A 23,031-nucleotide genomic window follows, 5' to 3' on the forward strand; every position below is an offset into this window, starting at 1 on the left:
TTACTATAGCGCAGACGTTATAATCCGCAGGTGGATAAACAAACGGAACCACAAGGTCCGCGCTATATGCACCGCAACGCTTTCCTATAGGTCTTTCAGCAACAAGGTATTGAAAGAATTAGCTTTCAGCACTGGCGCCACTGTCTGCTGCCCTAGCTTGATTCGCACGGTCTGGTCGGTGCTGCCTTCGTTTTGGGCCACAAGCACCACGCTTTTATCCGGGTTTTGGAAGGCGAGTACGTTCGTAAAAGCTCCACTAGTAGCAACGCGCCGGGCACCGGGCTTCACGTAGTGGCTCAGGTGCTTCAGCAGGTAATATTCGTAGTTGAACTGGTAGGTCTTGGCGGCTTCGTCTACGGTCACGAGCGAGTTCTGACTCCACCCCCAACGACTAACCCCACCCTTTTTCAGGGAGATATTCCAGTACATGTACGCGTTAGCGCCACTGGTCAGATACTGTTTCATCAGGCCCCAGGTGTACACGCAGTACTTCCAATCGTTCTTGCCGTCGCCGCACTCCTGCTCCGATTGGTACAGGGCTAGGTTCGGGTAGCGCTGATGAATACCGGCAATAGCGCCCTTACCAGCCCACTGAAACCCTACGCCCTTGATGTACTTGCTGCTGCGCGCATCATGCAGCACGGTATCCACTAGGGCCTCATTGGCGCGCTCCATTGTGCCGAAGAACACGTCCACCTTGCGTTGCTGCATCTGCGGACCTAGGTAGCCGACGAACTTAGCTAAGCCGGTGGCCGTCCAGGTGCAGCTCGGGAACACCTGCGCCGAGTTGAACTCGTTTTGGGGCATCACCATGCTAATGCTGATGCCTTTTTTCTGGTAGGCTTCGAGGAATTTGACAAAGTACTGCGCGTAGGTTGTGAAATACTTGTCTTCCTGAATAAACATGTTGGTGCCCTCCTTCCCCTGTTGCTCCGGCTTAAGGCCGTTGTCGGCAAGGGTTGGCATCATTTGGCGGTATTCGGGCTTCACCATCGCCGCCGCGTAGTGTTTGTTGTACTTCATCCACGTGGGTGGGCTCCAGGGCGAAGCCCATATTTTCAGCGCGGCGTTGTACTGCTGGGCATTTTTGATGAAGGGAATCAGCGTTTGCTCGTCGTTGGCGATGCTGAAGTCTTTGAGGGCGAAGTCACCGGGCGTCTCGTCGTAGGAATACCAGTCGCGCGAAAAGTCGTTGGCACCCACCGGCATCCGGCAGATGGTGAAGTTGGCACCCACGCCCGGCGCAAACAACTCACGCATAATCTTCTCCCGATCAACGCCGCTGAGTGCGCTGAGCGACGTCCAGCCTAGCTCATTGAAGCAAGCTCCGAAGCCATTAATGGTTTGGAAGGGCTGCGCAACGTTGATTTCGACATCGGCCGGACCGCTGCTGGTAGTGGGTTTTAAACCCTGCTGCATCACCCACGAAGCCGTCGGCGTGGTAGCTACCCATTCCACGGAAGTAGCTGGCGTACCTAGGTTTTCTTTTGGCTCGGCGCACGAAAACAAGCTAAGCAGCATAACCGCACTGGTCATCACAATGGAGCGTTTTCGGCCAGCGCCATCCCTAGTTAGTAGTGGTACCATCATCGCAAAGTGATTAGAGACGCCAGAGCGGCTTGGGAAAAAGGCAAAACACTTGGCGGCAACCAGTCCGACATCCTAGGCGTCGGACTGGTTGCCGCCAGAAAAATTCTCCTGCACAATCATCGTTCAGCCGCAAGCATACAACGACCGGTCGGACGCTTAGAGCGTCGGCCCGGCAGGCGACTTCAGACAACTATTTGCCTACTTGCTGATCGAGGAACTGATAGCGGGCGCGAGTCGCATCGGGCTCGGCTTGGGTTTTCACGTCGATGCGCATAACCTGACCGCTTTTCAGCTGGGGCCAGTTAGGCAAACTGCCACCATTGGGGTTGCCCGTTTTGATGAAATTAGCGAAATAGCTCTCCATCATCTCCGACACTTTATGATCATCTGGCGTCCAAGCGTACACCTTGTTGGTAGCTAGGTTGCCAAGAGCATACTCGATTTCGGCGGAGTGCACGGCACCTTTTGCGGGTGGCGCTTTGGGTGCGTCGGTGGCTTGCTTCACCACACCACCGGCTAGCCCTGCTACGGCGTTGCCCATCTCGGGCGTCATTTCGGGTCGGGGGCGGGCGTAGAGGTAGCGGTACACGGGCTGGCCGCTAGTCTGGCTGTGCACATCGGCCCATTTCCAGGTGCTGTAGCCAATGAACCGGTCGCTGGCTAGGTCTGTGGCCGCTTGTTCGGCATTGGCGGCGGGGTAGAGCTTCAGGACTTCGCTGGCCCGGTCGCCATACAGCTTCTGCACAGCTTGCGTGTACGCTTCTGGCGTTGGGCTTTCCTTACCCAAGATGCCATTGGCTCCCGACTCCTGCGAGTTCCAACCCACCAACAACGGCACTTTCGCTTGCTGACCAGCCATGAAGATTTCCCTTGGGGATTTCGGAAAGAAGTATCCATCTACGGCCACCGAAAAGCGTGGTACTCCTTGTTTGCCCGTGGCTTCGAGTAGCTGTTGCGCCGGCAATGCCCGCAATGCGGCCAGCGACGTAGCGCTCAGGGCTGTTCCGAACTGGACTCCGTTCTGTTCCGCTTCCGCTAGCGTAGCCGTTGGTTGCATCGACAGCAGCGAGCCGCTTTCGCCAATAGCCCGCGCAAACATCGTCTTCGAGCCAGGCGAGGCCATTTGTGCACTCACCGAGAAAGAGCCCGCCGACTCGCCCGCGATGGTCACTTTCTTGGGGTCGCCACCAAAAGCGGCAATGTTTTGCTGCACCCAGCGCAGGGCGGCTTGCTGATCGAGCAGACCGTAGTTACCGGACGCGTGATTCGGCGATTCTTTCGTCAGTTCAGGGTGGGCCATAAAGCCAAACACACCCAGTCGATAATTCATCGTCACGGTCACGATGCCGCGCTTGGCTAGGCTCTCGCCGTCGTAGCGCGGCTCCGAACCATCGCCCGCCACGAAGCCGCCGCCGTAGAAGTACACCAGCACCGGCAGCTGCTCTTTGCCGGTTTTGGCGGGAGTCCAAACATTCAAATAGAGGCAATCTTCGCTGACTCCGTTAGAGCGGAAGTTCATGTCGCCAAACAGCGGCAGCTGCATGGCGCGGGGACCAAACTGCTTGGCCTGACGTACTCCCGTCCAGTTCTTGACAGGTTGTGGGGCCTTCCAGCGCAGCTCGCCCACAGGCGGCGCAGCAAATGGCACTCCTTTAAATTCGTGAATGCCGCTCGCCGCAGTGGCGCCTTCGAGCGTGCCGTTGGCTACTTGCACCCGGTTGGCTGCCAAGGTGCTGGTGGCCGCTTTCGACGTTTGGGCTAGCGCAACTGGTGCCGCTTGTACGGTCAGGAGCGAAAAAAGCAGAAGGTATTTCATACGCTTGGTTGTGGGTTGGGAGCGTTAGTCACTAGGGTCTAGGTCTTAAGCAAGCATATCGCGCGGGTGAGTCAGCGCCCACTCGCGCGATACGCTTGCTACCGCTGAGCAGTCGGTTTCAGATCGGCAAACTGCTCTTGCGGGGCCAGAAGTTTGCGACTTTTTTCCACAACTAACTCTTTCGGCACTTCAAACTTGGCTGTTTGCTTAATAGCTAGGGACGAAGCGCCCACTTTTGCGGTGTAAGCGCCTGGGGCCACCACCCACGCAGAGGTAGGAGTGTCGAACGAAGCTAGGTCAGCCGCCGCTAGGTTGAAGGTCAGCGTTTGGGACTGGCCGGGCTGGAGCAGGTTGGTTTTGGCAAAAGCGCGCAGCTCGCTCTCCGGCTTATCGAGGCGGGAGGCAGGCGCACTCACGTAGAGCTGCACTACTTCCTTCCCGGGTACCTGACCGTTGTTGGTGATAGTGAGGGTAGCGGTTATTTTGCCGGCGAAGGTCGGGGAACCTAGCTTCAGGGCACCGTAACTAAACGTGGTGTAGCTCAGGCCGTAGCCAAACTCGTACGCGGGCTTTACCTTGAAGGTATTGTAGTAGCGGTAGCCCACGTAAATGCCTTCCTCATACGTATTTTCCGAAGGCGCGCCCATAAAGGCATTGCCGCCCGACTTCGCCGCGCTTGGCAGCTCTTTGCCAGGGAAGTTGCCACTAAATGGCACGTCCTTGTAGGCCACGGGGAAGGTAGTAGCCAGCTTCCCCGAAGGGTTTACCTTGCCGCTGAGCACGTCGGCCACCGCATAGCCACCCTCTTGCCCCGGTTGCCAGGCCAGCAGAATGGCATCAGCTTGGTCGCGCCAGCTTGCTACTTCCGTCACGCCCCCCACGTTGAGCACCACTACCACTTTCTTGCCTTGGGCGTGAAAGACGGTAGATACTTGCTTGAGCAGGGTCTGTTCGGCGGCGGTTAGCGTAAAGTCGTCTTCCACTTTTCGGTCGCCACCCTCGCCCGCGCTACGGCCGATGGTCACGAGGGCCACGTCGGCGGCTTGCGCCTGCTGTTGCAGGAGGCTAGCTTCCACGGGCATTTCCGCAATAACGGGCGCCGGGTCCAGGAGACCTTTGGTTTTCGGCAGCTTCGCTTTTTCGCCCTTCAGGTACTGATCGTAGGCTTGGCTGAGTGGTTCATTCATCACAAAGCCGGCACCGGTTAAGCCTTGTAGGATGGAAATGGTGTAGGCTTTATTCACGTCGCCACTGCCCGTGCCCCCGGCCACGAGGCTGTAGGAGGTATTGCCAAACGCGGCCACCTTGCGGCCCGCGGCCAGCGGCAAAGCCTTGCCCTCATTGCGCAGCAGCACCATGCTTTCGGCGGCGGCCTGCCGGGCTACGGCGGCATTAGCTTTCAGAGCCGGTTGGCTGCTGTACTTTACCCCTTTGAAAGTGGGCGACTGCAGTACCATCGCCAACACGCGGGTCACGTTGGCGTCGAGCTGGGCACTGGTGAGCTGACCGCTTTTCAGGGCCGCCAAGACGGCCTGGGTTTGGGCATAGGTGCCAGGCATCATCAGGTCGTTGCCGGCTTGGAGCTGGGCCACCGGGTCTTTTCCGCCGTACCAGTCAGTCATTACCAGCCCTTTGAAGCCCCACTCCTGTCGCAACAAAGTGGTGAGCAAGTCTTTGCTTTCGGAGGTGTAGGTGCCGTTTACTTTGTTATAAGACGACATTACCGTCCAGGGTTGGGCCTTTTTCACGGCCAACTGAAAACCTTTCAAGTAAATTTCACGCAGGGTCCGCTCGCTCACTTTTGAGTTGAGTTGCATGCGATTGAACTCCTGGTTATTGACGGCAAAGTGCTTGATGGACGTGCCCACCCCGTTCGACTCCACCCCATTCACAAAAGCCGCCGCAATGTTGCCCGTCACCACTGGGTCTTCGGAGTAATACTCGAAGTTGCGACCACCTAGGGGGTTACGGTGAATATTCATGCCCGGCGCCAGCAATACGTCGATGCCAAAGTCGCGCACTTCACTGCCGAAGGCGGCACCCACTTTGCGCACCAGCGTGGTATCCCAGCTAGAGGCTAGCAGCGTGGCGACGGGGAAGGCGGTAGCATAGTAGGTTTTGGTTTTATCATTGCCTCGAGTAGGGTCGATGCGCACGCCAGCGGGACCGTCGGAGAGCGTCAAGGACGGAATACCTAGCCTCGGAATGGCGTGGGTACGGCCCGCCGCGCCGGGTACTTTCTCAGGTACTTCTCGGTCGCCGGGGTTGCCGGGTGGCAACATGCCCTCTGGGAAGCCCGACGGGTAAAAGCCCATGCCAATTACCAGCTTTACTTTTTCCTCCGGCGTAAGGGCTGCTAGCACTTCCTTGAGGCTCGCTTTGCCGAGCTGCGGCAGCGCTTTGGTTTGAGCCGAAGCCACGATACTGCCGCCAAGCAGCGCCGCGAGGACAAGGGCATAAACGCGAGGATTCCGCAGAACGGCCGCGACGAGTGAACGGGTGGTTTTTTTCATGGGGAACGGGTAAAAGGGGTAAACAACTTCTCCTAATCAACTGCTGGGCGGAGTTCCTGTTCGGGTGTACCGAGTACGAACTAGCTTTTGACAACAAAGGCAGCAGTCCGCTACGACTGCTGCCTTTCTCGCCTTTACCAACGCTTACCCGCTAGTAACCAGGATTCTGCGTCAAGTTGGGGTTCACGTTGCGCTCCGTCTGCGGGATAGGTAGCAAGTTATTGAATTCCTGCACCCCCGTTTTACCCTGGGCGCGCATCTTGGCTACCAGCGTACCCGTCCGCTTCAAATCATACCAGCGGTCCATCTCGAAAGCTAGCTCGTAGCGCCGCTCCCGAATCACGGCGTCCTTGAAGTTAGCGGTAGAAGAAGCCGTCAGGTCTTTGGCCGAAGGCGTATTAATAGGCAGGCCAAAGGCGCGGCGGCGTACTTTGTTGATGGCTTCCAAACCTTCGGTTGTTGGTCCCACGGCTTCGGCCAAGATCAGGTAGATTTCGCCAAGGCGCAGCACGGGCACGTTCAGCGGCGAGTCCCAGTTGTTCACGTTTACGGTGCCCACGTAGAACTTCCGGATGTTGAACCCAAAGGGGTCACCTACCAAGGTAGCGGGCTGCACTTGCCCATCAGGGTACTTGTCGCCTGGCACGAACACGGAGGCGGCTTTGCGCAGGTCGCCGGCTTCGTAGCCATCCACAAACTCTTTTTCGGGGATGTTGAAGCCGTAGCCGCCCGACGACACCACGTAGGGGCTGCCGAAGAAGCGCGCGCCCCAGAATTCGTTCATTACTGAGCCCGGCCCGTCGGTGGTGTAGCTGCTCAGGCCGTTCTTAAACTGCACCTCAAACAGCGACTCCTGGCCGTTCTCGTTCTCTACCTTGAAGTTATCGGCGTAGTTGGCCCACAAGCTTTTGCCCGAGCCGCTGATGACCGCCCTAGCTTGTGTGGCGGCATTAGCCATGTCGCCCTGGGTCAAATACACTTTCGCCAGCAACGCCGTGGCCGACCACTTCGTGGCGCGTCCTACGTCTTCGCCGGTGTACGGGCCGGCGGGCAGCTTGGTAATTGCATCCTGAAGATCCGTTACAATTTGAGCGTATACCTGCGCGGCCGGCGTGCGCGTCACGTTGGCTACGTCAGCTGCGCTCTGAGCAGGCACGGTCACCAATGGCACGTCGCCGAAGCCGCGCACCAGGTAGAAGTAGTACAGGGCCCGCAGGAACTCTGCTTCCCCCAAGCACCGGTTTTTGATGGTAGCATCCATCTCAATGGCCGGCACCCGCGTCAGCACCTGGTTGGCTTGCCCAATACCTAGGTATGCCCGTTGCCAGTGACTAGTCGTCAGGGGGTTGCTGGTAGGAATGGAGAAGTTATCTAGCTGCTGAAACTCGATACCGTCGGCAGCGCCACCGCCCCCGAGGAAGGAGTTATCCGACATTACATCGCCGATGGCCCAGAGCGAGTAGTTGTACATTCCGTTCTGGCTCAGCTGCGAGTAAACGGCGTTGGTGGCCTGAACGGCGTCGGTTTGAGTTTTGTAGAAGGTCTCGGTCGTAACCGCATTGCGGGGGCTCAGATCCAAGTATTCTTTCCCGCAGCCGGCCAGCAGACCTAGGGTCAGCAACGAAGCGGCCAGCGTTTTTTGTTTTATAAACATGGTGACAGTTGTTGTGAGTGGAAGCGCCGCCCCGCAGCTCGCAAGCCGAGGGCGCACCGCTGATTTGTTTAGAACCCGATGTTGATACCAGCCAGGAAGACGCGTGCCTGCGGGTAGATGCCGCGGTCGACGCCGAGGCTACCACCTTGGTTACCTAGCTCGGGGTCGAAGCCCTTGTATTTGGTGAAGGTTGCCAGGTTCTGGCTCGTCACGTACACCCGGATGCGGGTAGCCGAAATCCGGCCGACCAGCGTGGCAGGCAGCGTGTAGCCTAGCGTCAGCAGCTTGATGCGCATGTAGGAGCCGTTTTCCACGTAGTGGCTCGACACGCGCAGGTTCTGGTTGGGGTCGCCAGCGACAGCGCGGGGCACAAAGTTGCTGGTGTTAGGCGCCGTCCAGCGCTCCAGGGTCAGGGTGCTAGCGTTAGAAGCACCGTACAAGCCACCCTCAGTGTAGTAGCGGTTCAGGTTGTACACGTCGTTGCCCTGCGAGCCTTGCAAGAAGACGTTCAGGTCGAAGCCCTTGTAGCTGAACGTGTTATTCAGACCATAAGTAAAATCGGGGTTCGGGTTGCCGATGTACGTCTGGTCCGCGTCGGTGATTTGACCGTCGCCGTTCAGGTCTTTAAACTTGATGTCGCCGGGGCCAGTACCAGCCGTTTGGTAGCTCTTGGTTGGGGAGCCTGCATTCAGCGCATCTAGCTCGCCCTGGCTTTGGATGAGGCCATCGGCTACGTAGCCGTAGAAGGAGCCGAAAGGTATACCCTCAGCGTAACGTACCAGGCTGCCGCCGCCGCGCGTGCTCTGCCCGAAGTAAGGCCGGCCCGCTCCGAGCGACGTAATCTTGTTGCGGTAGAGCGAGAAGTTCAGCGTAGTCGACCAGTTGAACCCGTTGGCATCGCCCACAAAGTTGTTGGTCGTAATAGCTAGGTCGACGCCCTTGTTAGAGGAAGCTGCGGCGTTCGTATTGATGCTTTCGCTGGTGCCCGACACGTACGACACTGGCACGGCCGCAATCAAGTTCGGGGAAGTCCGCTTGTAGAGGTCAATAGAGGCCGATACCCGGTTCTGCCACAAACCCACGTCGATACCTAGGTTGATCTGCTCGTTGTTTTCCCACTTCAGATCCGTGTTCGGCAAGCGCGTAGGGGCGCCACCAATCACCTGAACTTGGCTGCCCGTGCCGAAGATGTAGCCCGTGCCCGGCACGCCATTGTTGGTGGTCGTGGCCGAGTTGATGGTAGCTAGGTAAGCGAATGTACCCGCGTTCAAGGGGTTACCCACGCGGCCCCAACCGGCCCGAACTTTCAGGTTGCTCACGCTGCTGTAGCTTTTCAAGAAGTCTTCCTCCGAAATGCGCCAGCCCGCCGACACGCCAGGGAAGAATCCAAACTTATTCTCCGGCGAAAAGGCCGACGAACCATCGTAGCGCGCCGTAGCCGAGAACAGGTATTTGCCCGCAAACTCGTAGTTGAGGCGGCCGAAGTAGCTAGCTAAGCGGCTGCGGCCGTTGTTGCCGCCGTTGCTGATCTGCGAGTTGATCGGGCCCCGGTCGATGATTTGCAGGTCGTTGCGGCTGTAGCCGATGCGGCTGGCCGTTAGGTAGTAGTTGTCGAATTGCTGCGCCGATTGCCCGAGCAGGAATGTGACTTGGTGCTTGCCGGCGAAGAGCTTGTCATACGTCGCCGTGTTTTCAATCAGGTAGCTTGGGCTGTAGTTGTTGCTGCTGTTTGCCTGCGCCTGCGAAGCCGGATACTTCGACGAACCACTGATGGACGGGAAGAACTGATCCTGCTGCAAGAACTGCAAGTCGGCGCCGATGTTGGTACGGAAGCGCAAGCCGGTTATAGGCTCTAGCTCCGCATAAAAGGTCGATGTTACACGGTTGCGGTTGTTCTTCAGAATAGGCCGCAGTGCACCAGTCACCGGGCTTTCCTCGCCGTAGTTGTCGACGCTGGAAAACTCATATAAGCTGCCGTCGGGGTTGCGCACGGGGGCTGTCGGCGGCGCCTGCACTGCTAGCTGAATAATGCCGCTGAACTCGTTGTTTTCGTTGTTAAGCGGCTTTTCGTCCTGGTGCGTCAGAGCTAGCGTATTACCGATCTTCAGGATTTTGCTTAGCTGCACTTCGCCATTGGCGCGCAGCGTAAAGCGCTGGAAGTTAGAATTGATAATGGTACCGTCCTGCTGAAAATAACCAGCCGAAACAGCGTAGCGGGCCTTTTCGCTACCACCCGTAGCCGACAAAGAGTAGTTCTGAATTTTGGCCGGCCGGAAGATGGCATCCAGCCAATTAGTACCCGCGCCTAGCGAGCCTGGGTTGGCATATTTCGGAATAAGCGCCAAGCCACCCGCCGTCCGCGCTTCGTTGTTAAGCTGAGCAAACTGCGACGCGTTGAGCATCGGAATTTGCCGCCACACGTTTTGCGTACCCACGTAGGCATCTAGGTTGATGTTGGAAGTGCCCGCCTTGCCCCGCTTGGTCGTGATGATGACAACCCCGTTGGCAGCGCGCAAGCCGTAGATAGCCGTAGCCGACGCATCTTTCAGCACGTCAATGCTTTCGATGTCGTTGGGGTTGATGGTGCTTAGCTCCGTACCCGTGGCATTGCCGTTGCCATCCACGGCCGTAGGCAGCGGAAAACCATCGACCACATAAAGCGGTGAGTTATTACCGGCCGAGGTAATACCACGCACCCGCACCGACGTACCACCCGAGCCACCTGGCGCCCCTGAGTTCGACACAATCTGCACACCTGCCGCCCGGCCCTGAATGGCTTGGGCTGCATCGGGGACTGGCTGAGCGGCAATTTCTCTGCCCGACACGGAGGCTACCGAGCCCGTCACGCTGGTGCGTTCCTGGGTGCCGTAGCCGACAACAACGACTTCCTTCAGCGCCTGCGTATCTTCATTTAGTGTTACGCTCAGCGTTGTGGTTGAACTAGTTACGGGCACTTCGCGCCGTGTGTAACCTACGTAACTAAATACCAGCGTGCTGCCGGCGGGTACATCTAAGGTAAAATTGCCATTCGCGTCGGTGCTGGTGCCCTGGGTGCCACCTTTTATCACCACCGAAACGCCGGGGAGTCCTTCGCCATTGCTTTGTACGACCCGACCTTTGATCGGCAGGGCAACGGGCTTCACGATACCGGCTAGCCGGAGCGCTGCACCACTTCGAGGCTTAGCTGCAATCGGTTGCACGAACGTTTGCAGGCTACCTACGGCAAGCAGCGCAGCACTTCGCAGCAGGAGTTTCTTGTAGGGGTTTAACAACATATACAAAGAGTTAGAAGTGGGATGAGCTTGAACAGAAGAAAGCAGCTAGCCTCCAGCCTCGCACAAGGCGAAGCGCGACGGTAGTAGCAACGCGCGCTTGCTTAGGCTAGCGGCGCATTCAAATAAAGCAAAGGCAAATAGGAAGGCTTATAAAGCCTTGATGCTACACCAAGCACGAAGCGCAGCCGCTATGAGCGCGGTTAGCTCGTGTGTAGAAGCAGTAGATAACGAGGAGCGATAGTCGAGAAAGTAGCTAGGTTGGCCACCACCTCCAAAAAACACAAGACGATCTATAGCGAATCAGCTGAGCTGAACAGGGTTCCGGAAGCACTCCGGTTTATGCACCAAACTGGCTACGAGCCAGAACACGCACGAAAGGCACTATCAAACTATTGCAGCGCCGGATAAACGCCATCTTTACGTATGGATAGTGAAGGCTGTACTTAGGTGGTGGTTTGGTAGCTAGGTATGCTTATGCAGAGGGATTTGCCGTGCAGCACGGCACGTAGGCCGAGGAGGCGAGTAGCGTAGGAATTAACCATAGACTGGGTGAGACGGTGGGAGTTTGGGCTGGATGGAGTGGCGGCACGTAAAAGGAGAATGGCGGCGTCAGCGTGAAATCAACTGCCATTCTGTATTATTTACGGATTAAATGTAGAGATTTTTTCTAATGCGTGTATTTTACGCAATAAAAAATTTACGGCCATGAACACTGCCGAGGAGGTACACGATTTCGTCAACAAGGGGCACGAGCAGTATTTGCCTCATTTATCAATCGACTGTGTCATTTTTGGCTACCACGATCGGCAGCTGAAAATCCTGTTGATTAGGCACCACGGCCACGATAAATGGATGCTGCCGGGCGGATTTATTCAGCGCCACGAAACGCTGACGGAGGCGGCTTATCGGATTTTGGCTTACAAAACCGGTATTCGCGACCTGTTCTTGCAGCAGTTTTACACGTTTGGCGATAGTGCCGCCCGCCTCAATCGCATTGCTATCCAGCAGATCCACAACAAGACCTATGCGAAAGTAGGCGTCACGCTCGACCAAAATCATTGGCTTTCAGAGCGGACGTTGTCGATTGGGTACTATGCGCTAGTCGATTACTCCAACGTGGTGGTACGGCCTGAATTTCTGATCGATGAGTATGCTTGGCGTGACATCAGCGACATTCCAGAGTTGCAGTACGACCACAACGAAATCATTGACAAAGCCTTAGCAACGCTCCGCACCCAGATTTACCAGCAGCCTATCGGTTCTAATTTACTTCCCGAGAAGTTTACCCTGCCGGAAGTGCACGACCTGTACGAGACCATTCTTGGCAAGAGCTTCGACCGCCGCAACTTCCGTAAAAAGCTCCTGGCCCTAGGTCTGATCCGGCAGCTGAACGAGCAACGTAAGATCGGGCCGCACCGGTCGCCCAACTTGTACGAATTTGACCTAGAGAACTACCACAAAGCCCTAAACGAAGGCGCTACGCTCGTGCTGTAGCGCCCTAGGTGTAGTTCGCGCAGCCTGCGCCAAGCCGTGCTAACACGTCTTGTGCTGCGCCACGCGAACTACAAGCCCTAGGAGGCTTACAGCGTCAGGTTACCCGTCTGGCGAATGTCGCGGGAAGAGCTGCCGACCAGCACCTGAAACTTGCCGGGCTCCAGCACCCATTGCTTCTTGCCCTCGTCGTAGTACTGGAAAGCGTCGGCACCTAGCTTCAGCGTCACGGTCTTGGACTCGCCGGGCTTGAGGAACACTTTTTCGAAGGCCTTGAGCTCTTTTTCGGGACGCTTCACAGATGATTGCTCGTCTTTCACGTAGAGCTGCACCACTTCCGCGCCCGCCATTTTGCCGGTGTTGCGCACCGTGAGCGACACGGTAGCACTCTGCGTACCGGGCGTCATGGTCAGCTTGCCGTAGTCGAACGAGGTGTAGCTTAGCCCGTAGCCGAAGGCAAACTGCGGAGCTACTTTGTAAGTATCGAAGTAGCGGTAGCCTACAAAAATATCCTCTTTATAGGTCTGTTTCAGCTCGTTGCCGGGCGTACTGGGGTACTCTCCTAACTTGTGCGCGGGCGAGTCTTCCAGCTTTGCCGGGAAGGTAAAGGGCAGTTTACCCGAGGGGTTCACGTCGCCGAACAGCACGTGCGCAATGGCGTTGCCGCCTTCCATCCCCGGATACCAGGCCTCTACCAGCGCCTTGGTCTGTCCGACCCACGGCGACACGTCGATGGGGCCACCGCCGAGCAGTACGACCACGGTATTAGGATTGGCTTTCTGGACGGCCTGAATCAACTCATCCTGGCCAAAGGGCATTTTCATGTCAGGCTTGTCGGTGCCTTCGGCGTCGTAGGCGTTGTCGCTCCACTTGCTGTAGTCGTAGCCGTGGGTCGAGCCACCCACATATACCACAACGTCAGCCGCTTTGGCAGCCGCAACCGCTTCAGCAATCATTTGCGGGTCTGCTTTTTGGCCGCGCGCGATTTTGTAGCCTTGGGCATACGTAATCTTCACTTGATCACCTAGCGTATTCTTGAGCCCTTGCAGCGCCGTGATTTCGTACTTCGGCTTGACTTGGGCACTACCGCCACCTAGGCCATTTTCGCGGTTGGCGTTTTCGCCAATGACGGCAATCGTCTTCACCGACTTCTTCAGCGGCAGCATGTTGCCTTCGTTCTTGAGCAGTACGATGCCTTCCTCAGCTACTTTGAGGGCGGTGGCTTGGTGCTCTTTGGTGTTGTAGGCGCCGGGCTTGCGCTTGGTGCCGCCCATCATGTTGGTGGCGTACATCACGCGCAGAATGCGCCGTACTTTATCATCCAACAGAGGCACCAGCTTCGGATCTTTTTTGATGGCATCCAGCGCTGCATCTGCCAAGTAGAAACGGTCATAGACGTTCTTGGTTGGGGCATTTGCGATGGAGGCCGTCGCGCTTTGGTCTACGCTATTATTCAGGAGTTCTAGGTCGGTGCCCATTTCCAGGTCGGTGCCGTTGCGCAATGCATCCTGTGTGTTGTGCACCGAACCCCAGTCACTCATTACCAGCCCCTTAAAACCCCATTCCCCCTTCAGAATGTCGTTCATCAGGTAGGCATTTTCAGTGGCGTAGGTACCCCGAAATTTGTTGTAGGAACCCATCAGCGAGTAGGCGCCACCTTGCTGAATAGCGGCTTTGAAGCCTGGCAGGTAGATTTCGCGAAGGGCCCGCTCGCTCATGTCCACGTCGATATCGTTGCGGTGCGTCTCCTGGTTGTTGGCTGCGTAGTGCTTCACGCAGGCCGACACGCCTTGGTCCTGCACCCCACGGATGTACCCCACTACCATCTTCGAGATGAGGAAAGGGTCTTCGCTCAAATACTCAAAGTTGCGTCCGTTCAGCGGCGTGCGAACGATGTTGATGCCCGGACCTAGGATGATGTCTTTGCCCCGAAAGTTGGCCTCGCTGCCGAGCACGGTGCCGTAGGCGTAGCCTAGCTCAGGGTTCCAGGTGGAAGCGAGGGTGTTGTTGTTGGGCAGGTAGGTGCCGGCGTCGTTGGCTCCTTTCACGCCTTTCCAGTCGCGGCCCTGCTCGGGGCGTACGCCGTGCGGACCGTCGGAAGTCATGATTTCGGGAATACCGAGGTGCTCCACCCCACCAGCGGCAAAGGCCGAGTTGGCATGCAGCATGTGCACCTTCTCTTCCAGCGTCAGCTTCTTGAGTAGAGCATTAATTTCGGTTTCGTGGCCGAGCAGCGCCTGCTGGCGGTTGGTGGTTGGCGCACTCGGCGTGCGCGGCTTGGCGGCGGAAGTAGTTTGCGCCTGACATACGTTCGTCATAGCAGCGTAGCACAAAGTAGTGCCCAAAAGGAGAGAAAAGCGGGAGGGTTGATGAGGCATCTGTGTCGTGTAAATGCTAGTGGGAACGGAAAGAATACGAGAAGAACGCGCAGCACGCAGCGTGCCGCACTGATGGATTACTGTCCCAGCCGTTAGTAGCTAGGCGGTATAGTATTCGGAATTCAGAATCAGGTTCAGCTTAACGCGGTATTCCCACGGTGGAAACCATACTGGGGAGCCAAGGTGAACCTAGGCACCAATTGAGCAGCAACACCTGCTTCCAGACTGGTGTAGCGAGCAGCTAAAGAGTATTAATCCTTGACAGACCAGGCGGGCTCGGGTGCGATAAACAAGTTATGCGGAGCCCTACAGCCCAACTAATCCGTAAAGCAACCTTTACCGGCATTATTCATAGAATTGAACCCAGCAACGCCGTGACTGATAGAAGCTGTATCTATATAGACGCACTGCAGGAAGCTAACAGTCAAGCAGCTAACGTAGCGCGGAAAGCAGTGGATTGAGTAAACAGGCGCTAGAGTTCAGCGCAGCAACGCAAGTATTGCGTATTGTTTACGCAATAAATGTAGCAGATTTTTCCTAATGCGTATATGATACGCAATAAAAAAATTTGGCTCATGTATACCGAGCAGGAGGTGCTACCATAGAGCAGAAAACAGATCTGCCCGTAGCACCTAGCTCAAAAGCTAGGTGCTACGGGCAGATCTGTTTCTTGACGCCGGCGCAACGGCGCCGAGGGCGAGCTTACTTGATGGCTTTGAACACTTCCTGGGCCAAAATGGCATCGCCCGCGGACGTGGGGTGAATGCCATCGGGAGCTAGGTCGTCGTGGCCGAGCATTGGTGTATAGAGGTCGATGACCTGCGTGTGGGTTTTCTTGGCAATGGCTTCTACTAGCGGCAGTATCTCACTCTTGATAATTTCGGGGCTGATGCTGAAGTTGGCGCGATACGCTGGCATGGGCTTGCTGAGGTACACCTTTGGGTGCGAAGGCAGCTTCTTGAACGACTTTACAAAAGCGACATAGTCTTTCTTAAAGTCCGCTTTGTACTTCCAGTTCTGTGGTTTGGAGTCGTTGGTACCTAGCTTGATAACGACGATGTTGGGCTCCCACTGCAATACTTCCTGGTATTTAGCTTCTTTCCAGTACGGCCGGTCACCTTTCTTCAGCAGCGTGCGTCCACTAATGCCGTAGTTGCGCACGTCGTAGGGGTCGCCGAGCAGCTCCTGCAACTGAATAGGGTACGTTCGGCCGTCTTTGACGCCGTAGCCTTCCGTGATACTATTGCCCACGCACGCCACTTTGATTTTGGTTTGGGCAAAGCTCGTGCTGATGGTGAGAGCTAGCAGGAAGCTCCAAACCCAGAATTTGCGGATACGTGGGTGCATAGAAAGATACCAGACGCGGCTTTGCGTCCTGAGTTTTGGGTGGGAGTAGATAGCAGACGGTAGCCAAGACGTAGCCTAGCTATGGCAAGTATAGGAAAAAAGTGGTGCCCACTGCTGTGTAGCAACGCGCTGATGCTGACGAAATTTCCTAAATACATAGCCCAAGCGGCTCGTGCTTATCCCAGGTTTTCTACGATTTCGGCAAAGCTCGTCTACTAACTCTGCTGGAGGTGCTTTCGTACAGAATGGGAGTTACTAGTATCTATTTGCCATGCCACTACACCGTTTGTTAGACCAAAAGCTGAGCAAGATTTACGAGCCTTCGTCACGCATCGACGACGTATTTAAGGGCTACGACATCACTTTCTTGACCAACGAGCTAGGGGAACCGGTCACGCTATTTTTCGGCAAGCGCCGGCCCGACGGCGCCATTGCCGGCGAGCGGTACACACGCACCATCAAGCGTGAGCCCGGTGGCACGGCCGTGGCCCATAGCCACTGGGATTTGCGCGGCAAAGTCACCCGGTAGCGCCAAGCACGACGGTTGGGAAACGTGCTTTTAAGATGATGCTGTTTCCCAATACTACTGGCGGCCAACCTTCTGCGCGGTGAGGTACACCCGAAACAGCGTTCCTTCGCCCGGCTTACTTTCCACTTCGATGCGGCCCTCCTGCCCTTCTACCAAGCGGTTGATGAGGTACAAGCCCACGCCCGTGCCTTCGACGTGGTGGTGAAAGCGCCGGAATAAATGGAACAGTTCGCGGCCATAGCGCTTCATATCGATACCGAGGCCGTTGTCTTGTACTTCGAGCACTGGGCCGCAGTCGGTCTGCTGGGTTCGGATCTGCACAAGTAAGCGGCGAGTAGGGTCGCGGTACTTCAGCGCATTGCTGAGCAGATTGAACAGAATAGTCCGTAGACTGCTAGGAGTGTACCACACCTCCGGCACAGCGGTGAAGTCGGTGCTGATTTCGGCGCGGGCGGTACGAACCTGGGTCTGGAGCGTTTGTAGCACGTCAGTTGCGAGTGAGGCCACATCGATGCCCTCGGCCGGCGGAGTAGCGTTCTGCCGTTCCACCCGTACCACCGTCGCTAGGTCGTTGATGGTCGTGTTGAGCTGAGTTAAGTTGCTGTCGAGCAGGGAGAGCAGCAACTCCTCCTCCGGATCGTAGAATACCGCCGAGCGCCGTAGTTCCCCAAACAGGCCCACAATGTTATTGATCGGCTGCTTCAAGTCGTGGGAGGCAGCATACACGAAGTTATCTAAGTCGGCGTTGGTGCGCGTGAGGATGCGGTTGGTTTCGCGCAGCTCCTCATTAAGCGCTTGTAGCTGATGCTCTACTTGCTTCCGGTCGTTGATATCGGTGGCGGTACCCACCCAGAGCGTAATAGCGCCTTGGTCGTTGCGCACGGGCAAGACTTGGCTTAGATGCCAGCGGTACTCGCCGTCCGACCCACGACGGTAGCGGTTTTCAATGGTTAGGCCTTTCTTGGCTGCGAAGGCCTGCTCAAAGGCTGTTTTGGTCATGAGCGCATCGTCGGGGTGCAGCACCTCCTGCCACTCAGCCCCGAGGCTCTGCTGAGGAGTTAATCCCGTGTAGGCATACCACGTGGCGTTGAAGAACGTCAGCTCGCCGGTAGGCGTGCTGGTCCACGTCATCTGCGGAATGCTTTCGAGTAGGGTTTCAAAGCGCCGAGCATTTTCCTCCATGGCCTGGCGCGTATGCACCTGGCGGGTCACATCGTGGGCAAAGATCAGTAGGCCATTGATCTTTCCATTGGCGGCACGGCGGGCTTGTAGGGTATAGCTCCAGTAGAATTCTTCCAGTGGCCCACCTAGGGTGCGCGCTATTTGGTAAGGCGATTCGTGCGCGAAGTAGGAGTTGCCGGTTTGGTACACTTCCTCAAAAATCGCGTGCAAGTTGGTGCCAGCCAGTTCGGGCAGGGCCTCAAAAAGGGGTTTGCCTTGCAACTCACGCGCCGGAAAGACGCGCTGATACGCCGGGTTAATCAACTGGAATGTAAACGCAGGGCCCTCTAGAAGTACAATTGGCTCGGGAGCTTCCATAAACACCTTATAGAGCTGCTCGCGTTGGCGCTCGGCCTGCATGCGGGCAATTTGCAGTTCAGCGGTACGATCCACTACGCGGACCTCTAGCTCGGCGTTGAGGATAGCCAACTGTTGCTGCGCTTGCACCAGCTCCACGTTGGCGTTTCCAATCTCTTCGTTGGCAGCGGTTAGCTCTTCGTTCATCGCCGCCATTTCCTCGTTCGCAATGCGCAACTGCTCATTCAGCTCCCGTAGCGCTTTCTCACTCTTTTCTATTTGCTGGCGCGCTACTACCTGCGACGTCACGTCGGATGCGAAATTCAGGATGCCGTCAATGTTCCCACTCGCGTCGCGGGTAGCTTGATAAAAGACGTTGTAATAGCATTTCTCCAGCTTACCAGTACCCGTAAGGTCGAGGTAAACCTCCATTTCACGCTGATAAAATGGTTCGCCCGTGCGATAAACCTGGTCGAGCAGATCGAAAAAAGCCTGCCCTTTCAGTTCGGGCAGCGCCTCCCGGATAGGCCGACCGTGCAACTGCCGGGTGGAGAACAGCTGCTGGTAATACGGATTGACCAGATCATACACGTGATTGGGGCCTCGGTACGTGACAATCATCGCCGGGAGCTGCATGAGAATGTCGTACAGCCGTTTGCGTTGGACCTCTGCATCCGCTTGCGCGGCACGCAGCTCGACTGTCCGACTCGCCACGCGTTCTTCCAGCTCTTGATTGAGCCGCTCCACTTTGCGCCGGGCATGCACCTGCTCCGTCACCTCATAGGCATATACCATAAGGCCTTCTACTCGCCCTTGCGCATCGGTACGCGCTTGGCAGGTAAAGCTGTAATAGTTGTTTTGCACAGGCCCGCCGTTGGCGGGCACCACGGGAATCATTACCTCGTGTTCGTTCAGCGTTTCGCCCGTGCGGTATACCTGCTGGATGTCCCGCCAAATAGGCGTGTTAATCAGCTCTGGCAATGCGTCTAGCAGCTTCTTCCCAAGCAGCTCGCGTCCCTGAAATACCTCCTGGTAGCGCGGGTTGACAAACTCAAAGACCAGATCTGGCCCTGTGTACATGGCAATAAGCGCGGGAGCATGCAGGAAGAAGCGCTCTAAGCGCAACTGCTGCCTCTCTACCTCTCCTAGGGCTAGTTGCTCCTTCCCCTTGCTTTCGCGCAGTTGATCCTGCGTCCTAACCTTTTCCGTCACGTTCACCACTTGATGCAGGAGGTAGCACACGTGGCCCTGCTCATTGAATACGGGCGTATTCAGGGGTTCCCAATGGCGCTCCACGAAAGCACCGGAGCACTCCGGATCAGGCACATCATAGTGCTGCACAGCCATGCGGTGCGGCTGGCCCGTAGCCAATACCTGTTGCAACGACGCCCGTAGCTTACTCACCCCTTGTGCGTTCGGCGTCTTCGGATTATCCGGAAACGCCTCAAACAAGTGCTTACCCACCAGACTTTTACGCTGGGTAAGGGTAGCGGCTAGATACGCGTCGCTGACTGCTTGAATTATCAGCTCGGGCGAGAGCAGAACGTAAGCGTCGGGCAGGGCATTAAATACCGATAACGGGAAGCTATCGTTTAGGCTAGCCTGCGGCACCGACGTGCTAGGTGCTGCTCCAAAAGAAGAGTTGTCATGTTCCACCATAACGTGTCGTAGCTAGGATGGCTCCCTGTGCTTTTTACGCAGGGCCGTTTGATCTGAAAGCGATAAGCAAGAAAGCCAATTGTAAGAACCTAACCTGAGCTTTTGTACAATAGACTTTCTAGGTACACTAACCGGTGAGCGACCGGTAAGAGCAGTCAAGCTAGCTATTTGCGCAGCGCACGCTATTTAGTCAGAAGTTTTTCAAAAAGTATTTCCCAGTCGAGATTGTAATCTGACTGGTAGGTGCACTGAAAACCAATACGCAGTCTGTAGCTACCACCATGGATAAGTTAAGGATAAGGCTACTGATTAGTAACGATGCTTTTTTTATCTTGGATGATGAGGCTAGGTAGCTTAGTATAAAGAGGTAAAGTAAGTAGTAAAGCCTGAAGATCATTACACTTGCCCTACCTCAATTCGCCTGATTCGTGCTTCTATTCTGATAAGCTAGGTTTTGGCAAGTGCCTTTGCTGTACCTAACTCCCCTGAATGCGTATTTGCGGGTTCAATCTTATTGACTCTTATGCGCTACCTCCTTACCAACTGCACCATCTATACTAGCACGAGTGTGCTGCGGAATCATGCTGTTCTTGTCAACGACACGCTTATCGAGGCCGTGTTACCAGCCGTGGAGACCCCGGCGGAAGTACCCCGCCATGATTGCCACGGCGGTATTCTAGCACCCGGCTTCATTGACTTACAGCTTTACGGTGGTGGGGGCGGCTTCTTTTCCACCGACCCATCGCCCGCAGCCCTGGCGCGTATTCGGGCGCACACGCTGCGGCATGGCACCACGAGCTTCTTACCTACCATGCCCACCAACTCACCCGCCATGATGACGGCGGCAGTGGCGGCGGTGCGCAAGGCCATGCTTTCTATGCCCGGCTTGCTGGGGCTACATTTGGAGGGCCCGTACATCAACCCCATCAAGAAAGGCGCCCACCAAGAGGAGTTCATTCAACAGCCCACCGTTGCTGGTGTCACCGAGTTGTTGGCCGAGGCAAAGGGAGTTTTGCGCATCATGACCCTAGCCCCGGAAGTAGCTTCTCCGGAGATTACCAGTTTGCTGCGGGCGGCAGGGGTGATTATCTCTGCGGGACACTCTAATGCCACATATGAACAAGGTAGCGCCGCTTTCCACCAAGGCCTCACGGCAGCCACCCACTTGTTCAATGCCATGTCGCAACTCGGCAGTCGGGAGCCGGGCCTAGTGGGTGCCATCTACGACGCTGAGATGGCCCGGGCTAGCATCATCGCCGATGGCGTGCACTGCGCGTTTAGCGCCGTACGCATCAGCAAGAAGATCCTAGGGGAGCGGCTGTTTCTCATCACCGATGCCGTGGACGAATCGAAGGAAGGCGCCTACCGCTTCCACCGCCAAGACAACTACTTTGTGGACGAACAAGGCATACTAGCCGGCTCGGCTCTCACCATGCCCGATGCCGTACGCAACTGCGTGGAGCAAGTAGGTATTCCGCTGGCCGAGAGTCTGCGCATGGCCTCCCTCTACCCGGCCCAAGCCATCGGCCTCGACGACGACCTAGGACAGATTCACCCCGGCTACGTGGCCGACTTGTGCTTGCTCAACGATAAGTTTGAGGTGCAAGCCACCGTGCTGAAGGGTGAGTTGCAGTGGTATTCCTAAGCTAGTATTTGAGTAAAGCTAGGCCTGCACAGCCGGGTTCCGCTGACCCAGGATTATAGTACCTAGCTTTTGCTTCTCTCCTGGTATGCTATGCCCTAAACCTGCCGCGAAGGCAGCTTGGCATCACTATGTCCTGACCACAGGAAGCCACCACAACCAATGAGTTTTGCGGTGCAAAACCGCATGCTAATATCCTACAACAACATGCTAAAAGCGAGTAAGGACCTCGCCTACTACATCACCATATTTGCAAGAGAGCTTTCTTACCCTACTGGCAATTAATGTCATTTAAAACATTCATAAATATTAGCAATTACAGCGAGCTTATTTAAATCACTTTCAACAAAAACAAGATGATTTAAAAAGAGCTTTATACAATCTTAGCAATAAAACTGATCATTTCATTTAAACAAGTTGAACAACTAAATACTTTTAAATAAACAACCAAGAAAAGTTAACCCTTAAGTTAATGAGCAAGCATCTTTTAAAAACTTGGTTGTTGTTTTTTTTCACCTTCTTCACTACAGTAGCGAATGCGCAATCTGAACAGAACAAGGTTCCAGATGCTGTGATGCAGAAGGTTTATAACGAAGTAAAAACCCCTTATAAATACGGCCTAGCCTTAGTACCCACGGAGAACTCGAAGAAGATGGATTGCCCGAGCGTGTTTCGCAAAGGCAATCAGTGGTACATGACCTACATCATCTTCGACGGCCGCGGCTACGAAACTTGGCTAGCGCAGAGCAAAGACTTGCTGAAGTGGGAAACCAAAGGCAAGATCATGGCCTTCACTGATACGACTGACTGGGACACCAACCAGAAGGCCGGCTACGTGGCCCTGCAGGACTACAAATGGGGCGGCAGCTACGAGTGGCAGCCCTACCAAGGCAAGTACTGGATGTCGTATTTCGGCGGTAACTCTCGTGGTTATGAGAAGGGTATGCTGTCTATCAGCATGGCTTACACCACCCAAGACCCTACGACGGTGCACCAATGGAAGCGGCTTCCCAAACCCGTATTGAAGCCCAACGACCCGGATGTGCGCTGGTGGGAAAACCACACCATCTACAAAAGCTCGGTGATCTGGGACAAGAGCAAGCTCACAGGTCACCCTTTCGTGATGTACTACAACGCCAACGGCGACAGCATCGACAAGAAGCGCGGAGCCGAGCGCATTGGCATGGCCGTGTCCGACGACATGACGCACTGGGCTAGGTACCGCCGCAACCCGGTGATGAACCACCACAAAGGCATCACCGGCGACGCACTCATCCAGAAAATGAACGACGTGTACGTGATGTTTTATTTCGGGGCATTTTATCCGGGTGTAAAAGGAGCGGTGAATCGTTTTGCCTGCTCCTACGACTTAGTTAATTGGACCGACTGGAAGGGCGACGACTTAATTAAACCCTCGGAGCCGTACGACGAAACGTTTGCGCACAAATCATTTGTCGTAAAATATAACGGCGTGGTATATCATTATTACTGCGCCGTAAATAAAGCCGACCAGCGCGGAATTGCAGTTGCTACCTCGAAAGATATGGGCAATAGCAAATTGAATTTTATTGCGCCGCCCCCTTCCAAAGTAAAGAATAATTAATAAATATTCATTTGAA

At 55.7% G+C, this 23,031-nt stretch carries 12 protein-coding genes; 4 read left to right on the top strand and 8 right to left on the bottom strand.

Translation table 11 applies throughout. The features are described 5' to 3' along the window. Positions 1 to 84 precede the first annotated feature (84 nt). The 5 genes from SD425_RS25215 to SD425_RS25235 all read right to left on the bottom strand — a co-directional run bounded on the left by SD425_RS25215 (position 85) and on the right by SD425_RS25235 (position 10,848). Complete coding sequence (locus tag SD425_RS25215) at positions 85 to 1,590, bottom strand: glycoside hydrolase family 30 protein (RefSeq protein ID WP_324673532.1); 1,506 nt, start codon at positions 1,588 to 1,590, stop codon at positions 85 to 87. 190 nt (positions 1,591 to 1,780) lie between these two features. Next, a complete protein-coding gene (locus tag SD425_RS25220) occupies positions 1,781 to 3,406 on the bottom strand; it encodes a carboxylesterase/lipase family protein (protein ID WP_324673534.1) in 1,626 nt (541 codons plus the stop codon). 98 nt (positions 3,407 to 3,504) lie between these two features. After that, the gene (locus SD425_RS25225; protein WP_324673536.1) at positions 3,505 to 5,919 is read right to left on the bottom strand and encodes a beta-glucosidase; all 2,415 of its coding nucleotides are present in this window, start codon (positions 5,917 to 5,919) and stop codon (positions 3,505 to 3,507) included. 151 nt (positions 5,920 to 6,070) lie between these two features. Then, positions 6,071 to 7,573 carry a RagB/SusD family nutrient uptake outer membrane protein gene (locus tag SD425_RS25230; protein WP_324673538.1) on the bottom strand — a complete coding sequence of 501 codons (1,503 nt, stop codon included), beginning with the start codon at positions 7,571 to 7,573 and terminating at the stop codon, positions 6,071 to 6,073. Between the two features lie 68 nt (positions 7,574 to 7,641). Further along, the gene (locus SD425_RS25235; protein WP_324673540.1) at positions 7,642 to 10,848 is read right to left on the bottom strand and encodes a TonB-dependent receptor; all 3,207 of its coding nucleotides are present in this window, start codon (positions 10,846 to 10,848) and stop codon (positions 7,642 to 7,644) included. A gap of 705 nt (positions 10,849 to 11,553) precedes the next feature. On the opposite strand from SD425_RS25235, the gene SD425_RS25240 reads away from it, so the two are divergent. Next, positions 11,554 to 12,342, top strand: coding sequence for an NUDIX hydrolase (locus SD425_RS25240; RefSeq protein WP_324673542.1), 789 nt, complete (start codon positions 11,554 to 11,556; stop codon positions 12,340 to 12,342). An 86-nt stretch (positions 12,343 to 12,428) separates the two neighbouring features. On the opposite strand, the gene SD425_RS25245 is transcribed toward SD425_RS25240, so the two are convergent. Next, a complete protein-coding gene (locus tag SD425_RS25245; protein ID WP_324673544.1) occupies positions 12,429 to 14,657 on the bottom strand; it encodes a glycoside hydrolase family 3 C-terminal domain-containing protein in 2,229 nt (742 codons plus the stop codon). 762 nt (positions 14,658 to 15,419) lie between these two features. Further along, a complete protein-coding gene (locus tag SD425_RS25250) occupies positions 15,420 to 16,064 on the bottom strand; it encodes a GDSL-type esterase/lipase family protein (RefSeq protein WP_324673546.1) in 645 nt (214 codons plus the stop codon). A 271-nt stretch (positions 16,065 to 16,335) separates the two neighbouring features. Between SD425_RS25250 and SD425_RS25255 the strand changes: the two genes are divergently transcribed. After that, entirely contained in the window at positions 16,336 to 16,593 is a 258-nt protein-coding gene (locus SD425_RS25255) for a hypothetical protein (protein ID WP_324673548.1), read from the top strand. Positions 16,594 to 16,647: 54 nt separating this feature from the next. Here the strand turns inward: SD425_RS25255 and SD425_RS25260 are convergent, their stop codons facing one another. Beyond that, positions 16,648 to 19,770: a PAS domain-containing protein gene (locus tag SD425_RS25260; protein WP_324673551.1), complete on the bottom strand. Its 3,123-nt coding sequence runs from the start codon at positions 19,768 to 19,770 to the stop codon at positions 16,648 to 16,650. Between the two features lie 523 nt (positions 19,771 to 20,293). Here SD425_RS25260 and nagA point away from each other — a divergent pair. Together nagA and SD425_RS25270 are read left to right on the top strand one after the other, a co-directional pair. Next, entirely contained in the window at positions 20,294 to 21,415 is a 1,122-nt protein-coding gene (gene nagA / locus SD425_RS25265) for an N-acetylglucosamine-6-phosphate deacetylase (protein ID WP_324673553.1), read from the top strand. Between the two features lie 469 nt (positions 21,416 to 21,884). Then, positions 21,885 to 23,015 (top strand): glycosylase, encoded by a 1,131-nt coding sequence (locus tag SD425_RS25270; RefSeq protein WP_324673555.1) that lies wholly within the window; start codon positions 21,885 to 21,887, stop codon positions 23,013 to 23,015. The last annotated feature ends 16 nt before the right edge of the window (positions 23,016 to 23,031 follow it).

Origin of the sequence: Hymenobacter sp. GOD-10R (genome assembly GCF_035609205.1) — a bacterium.
GTDB lineage: Bacteria > Bacteroidota > Bacteroidia > Cytophagales > Hymenobacteraceae > Hymenobacter.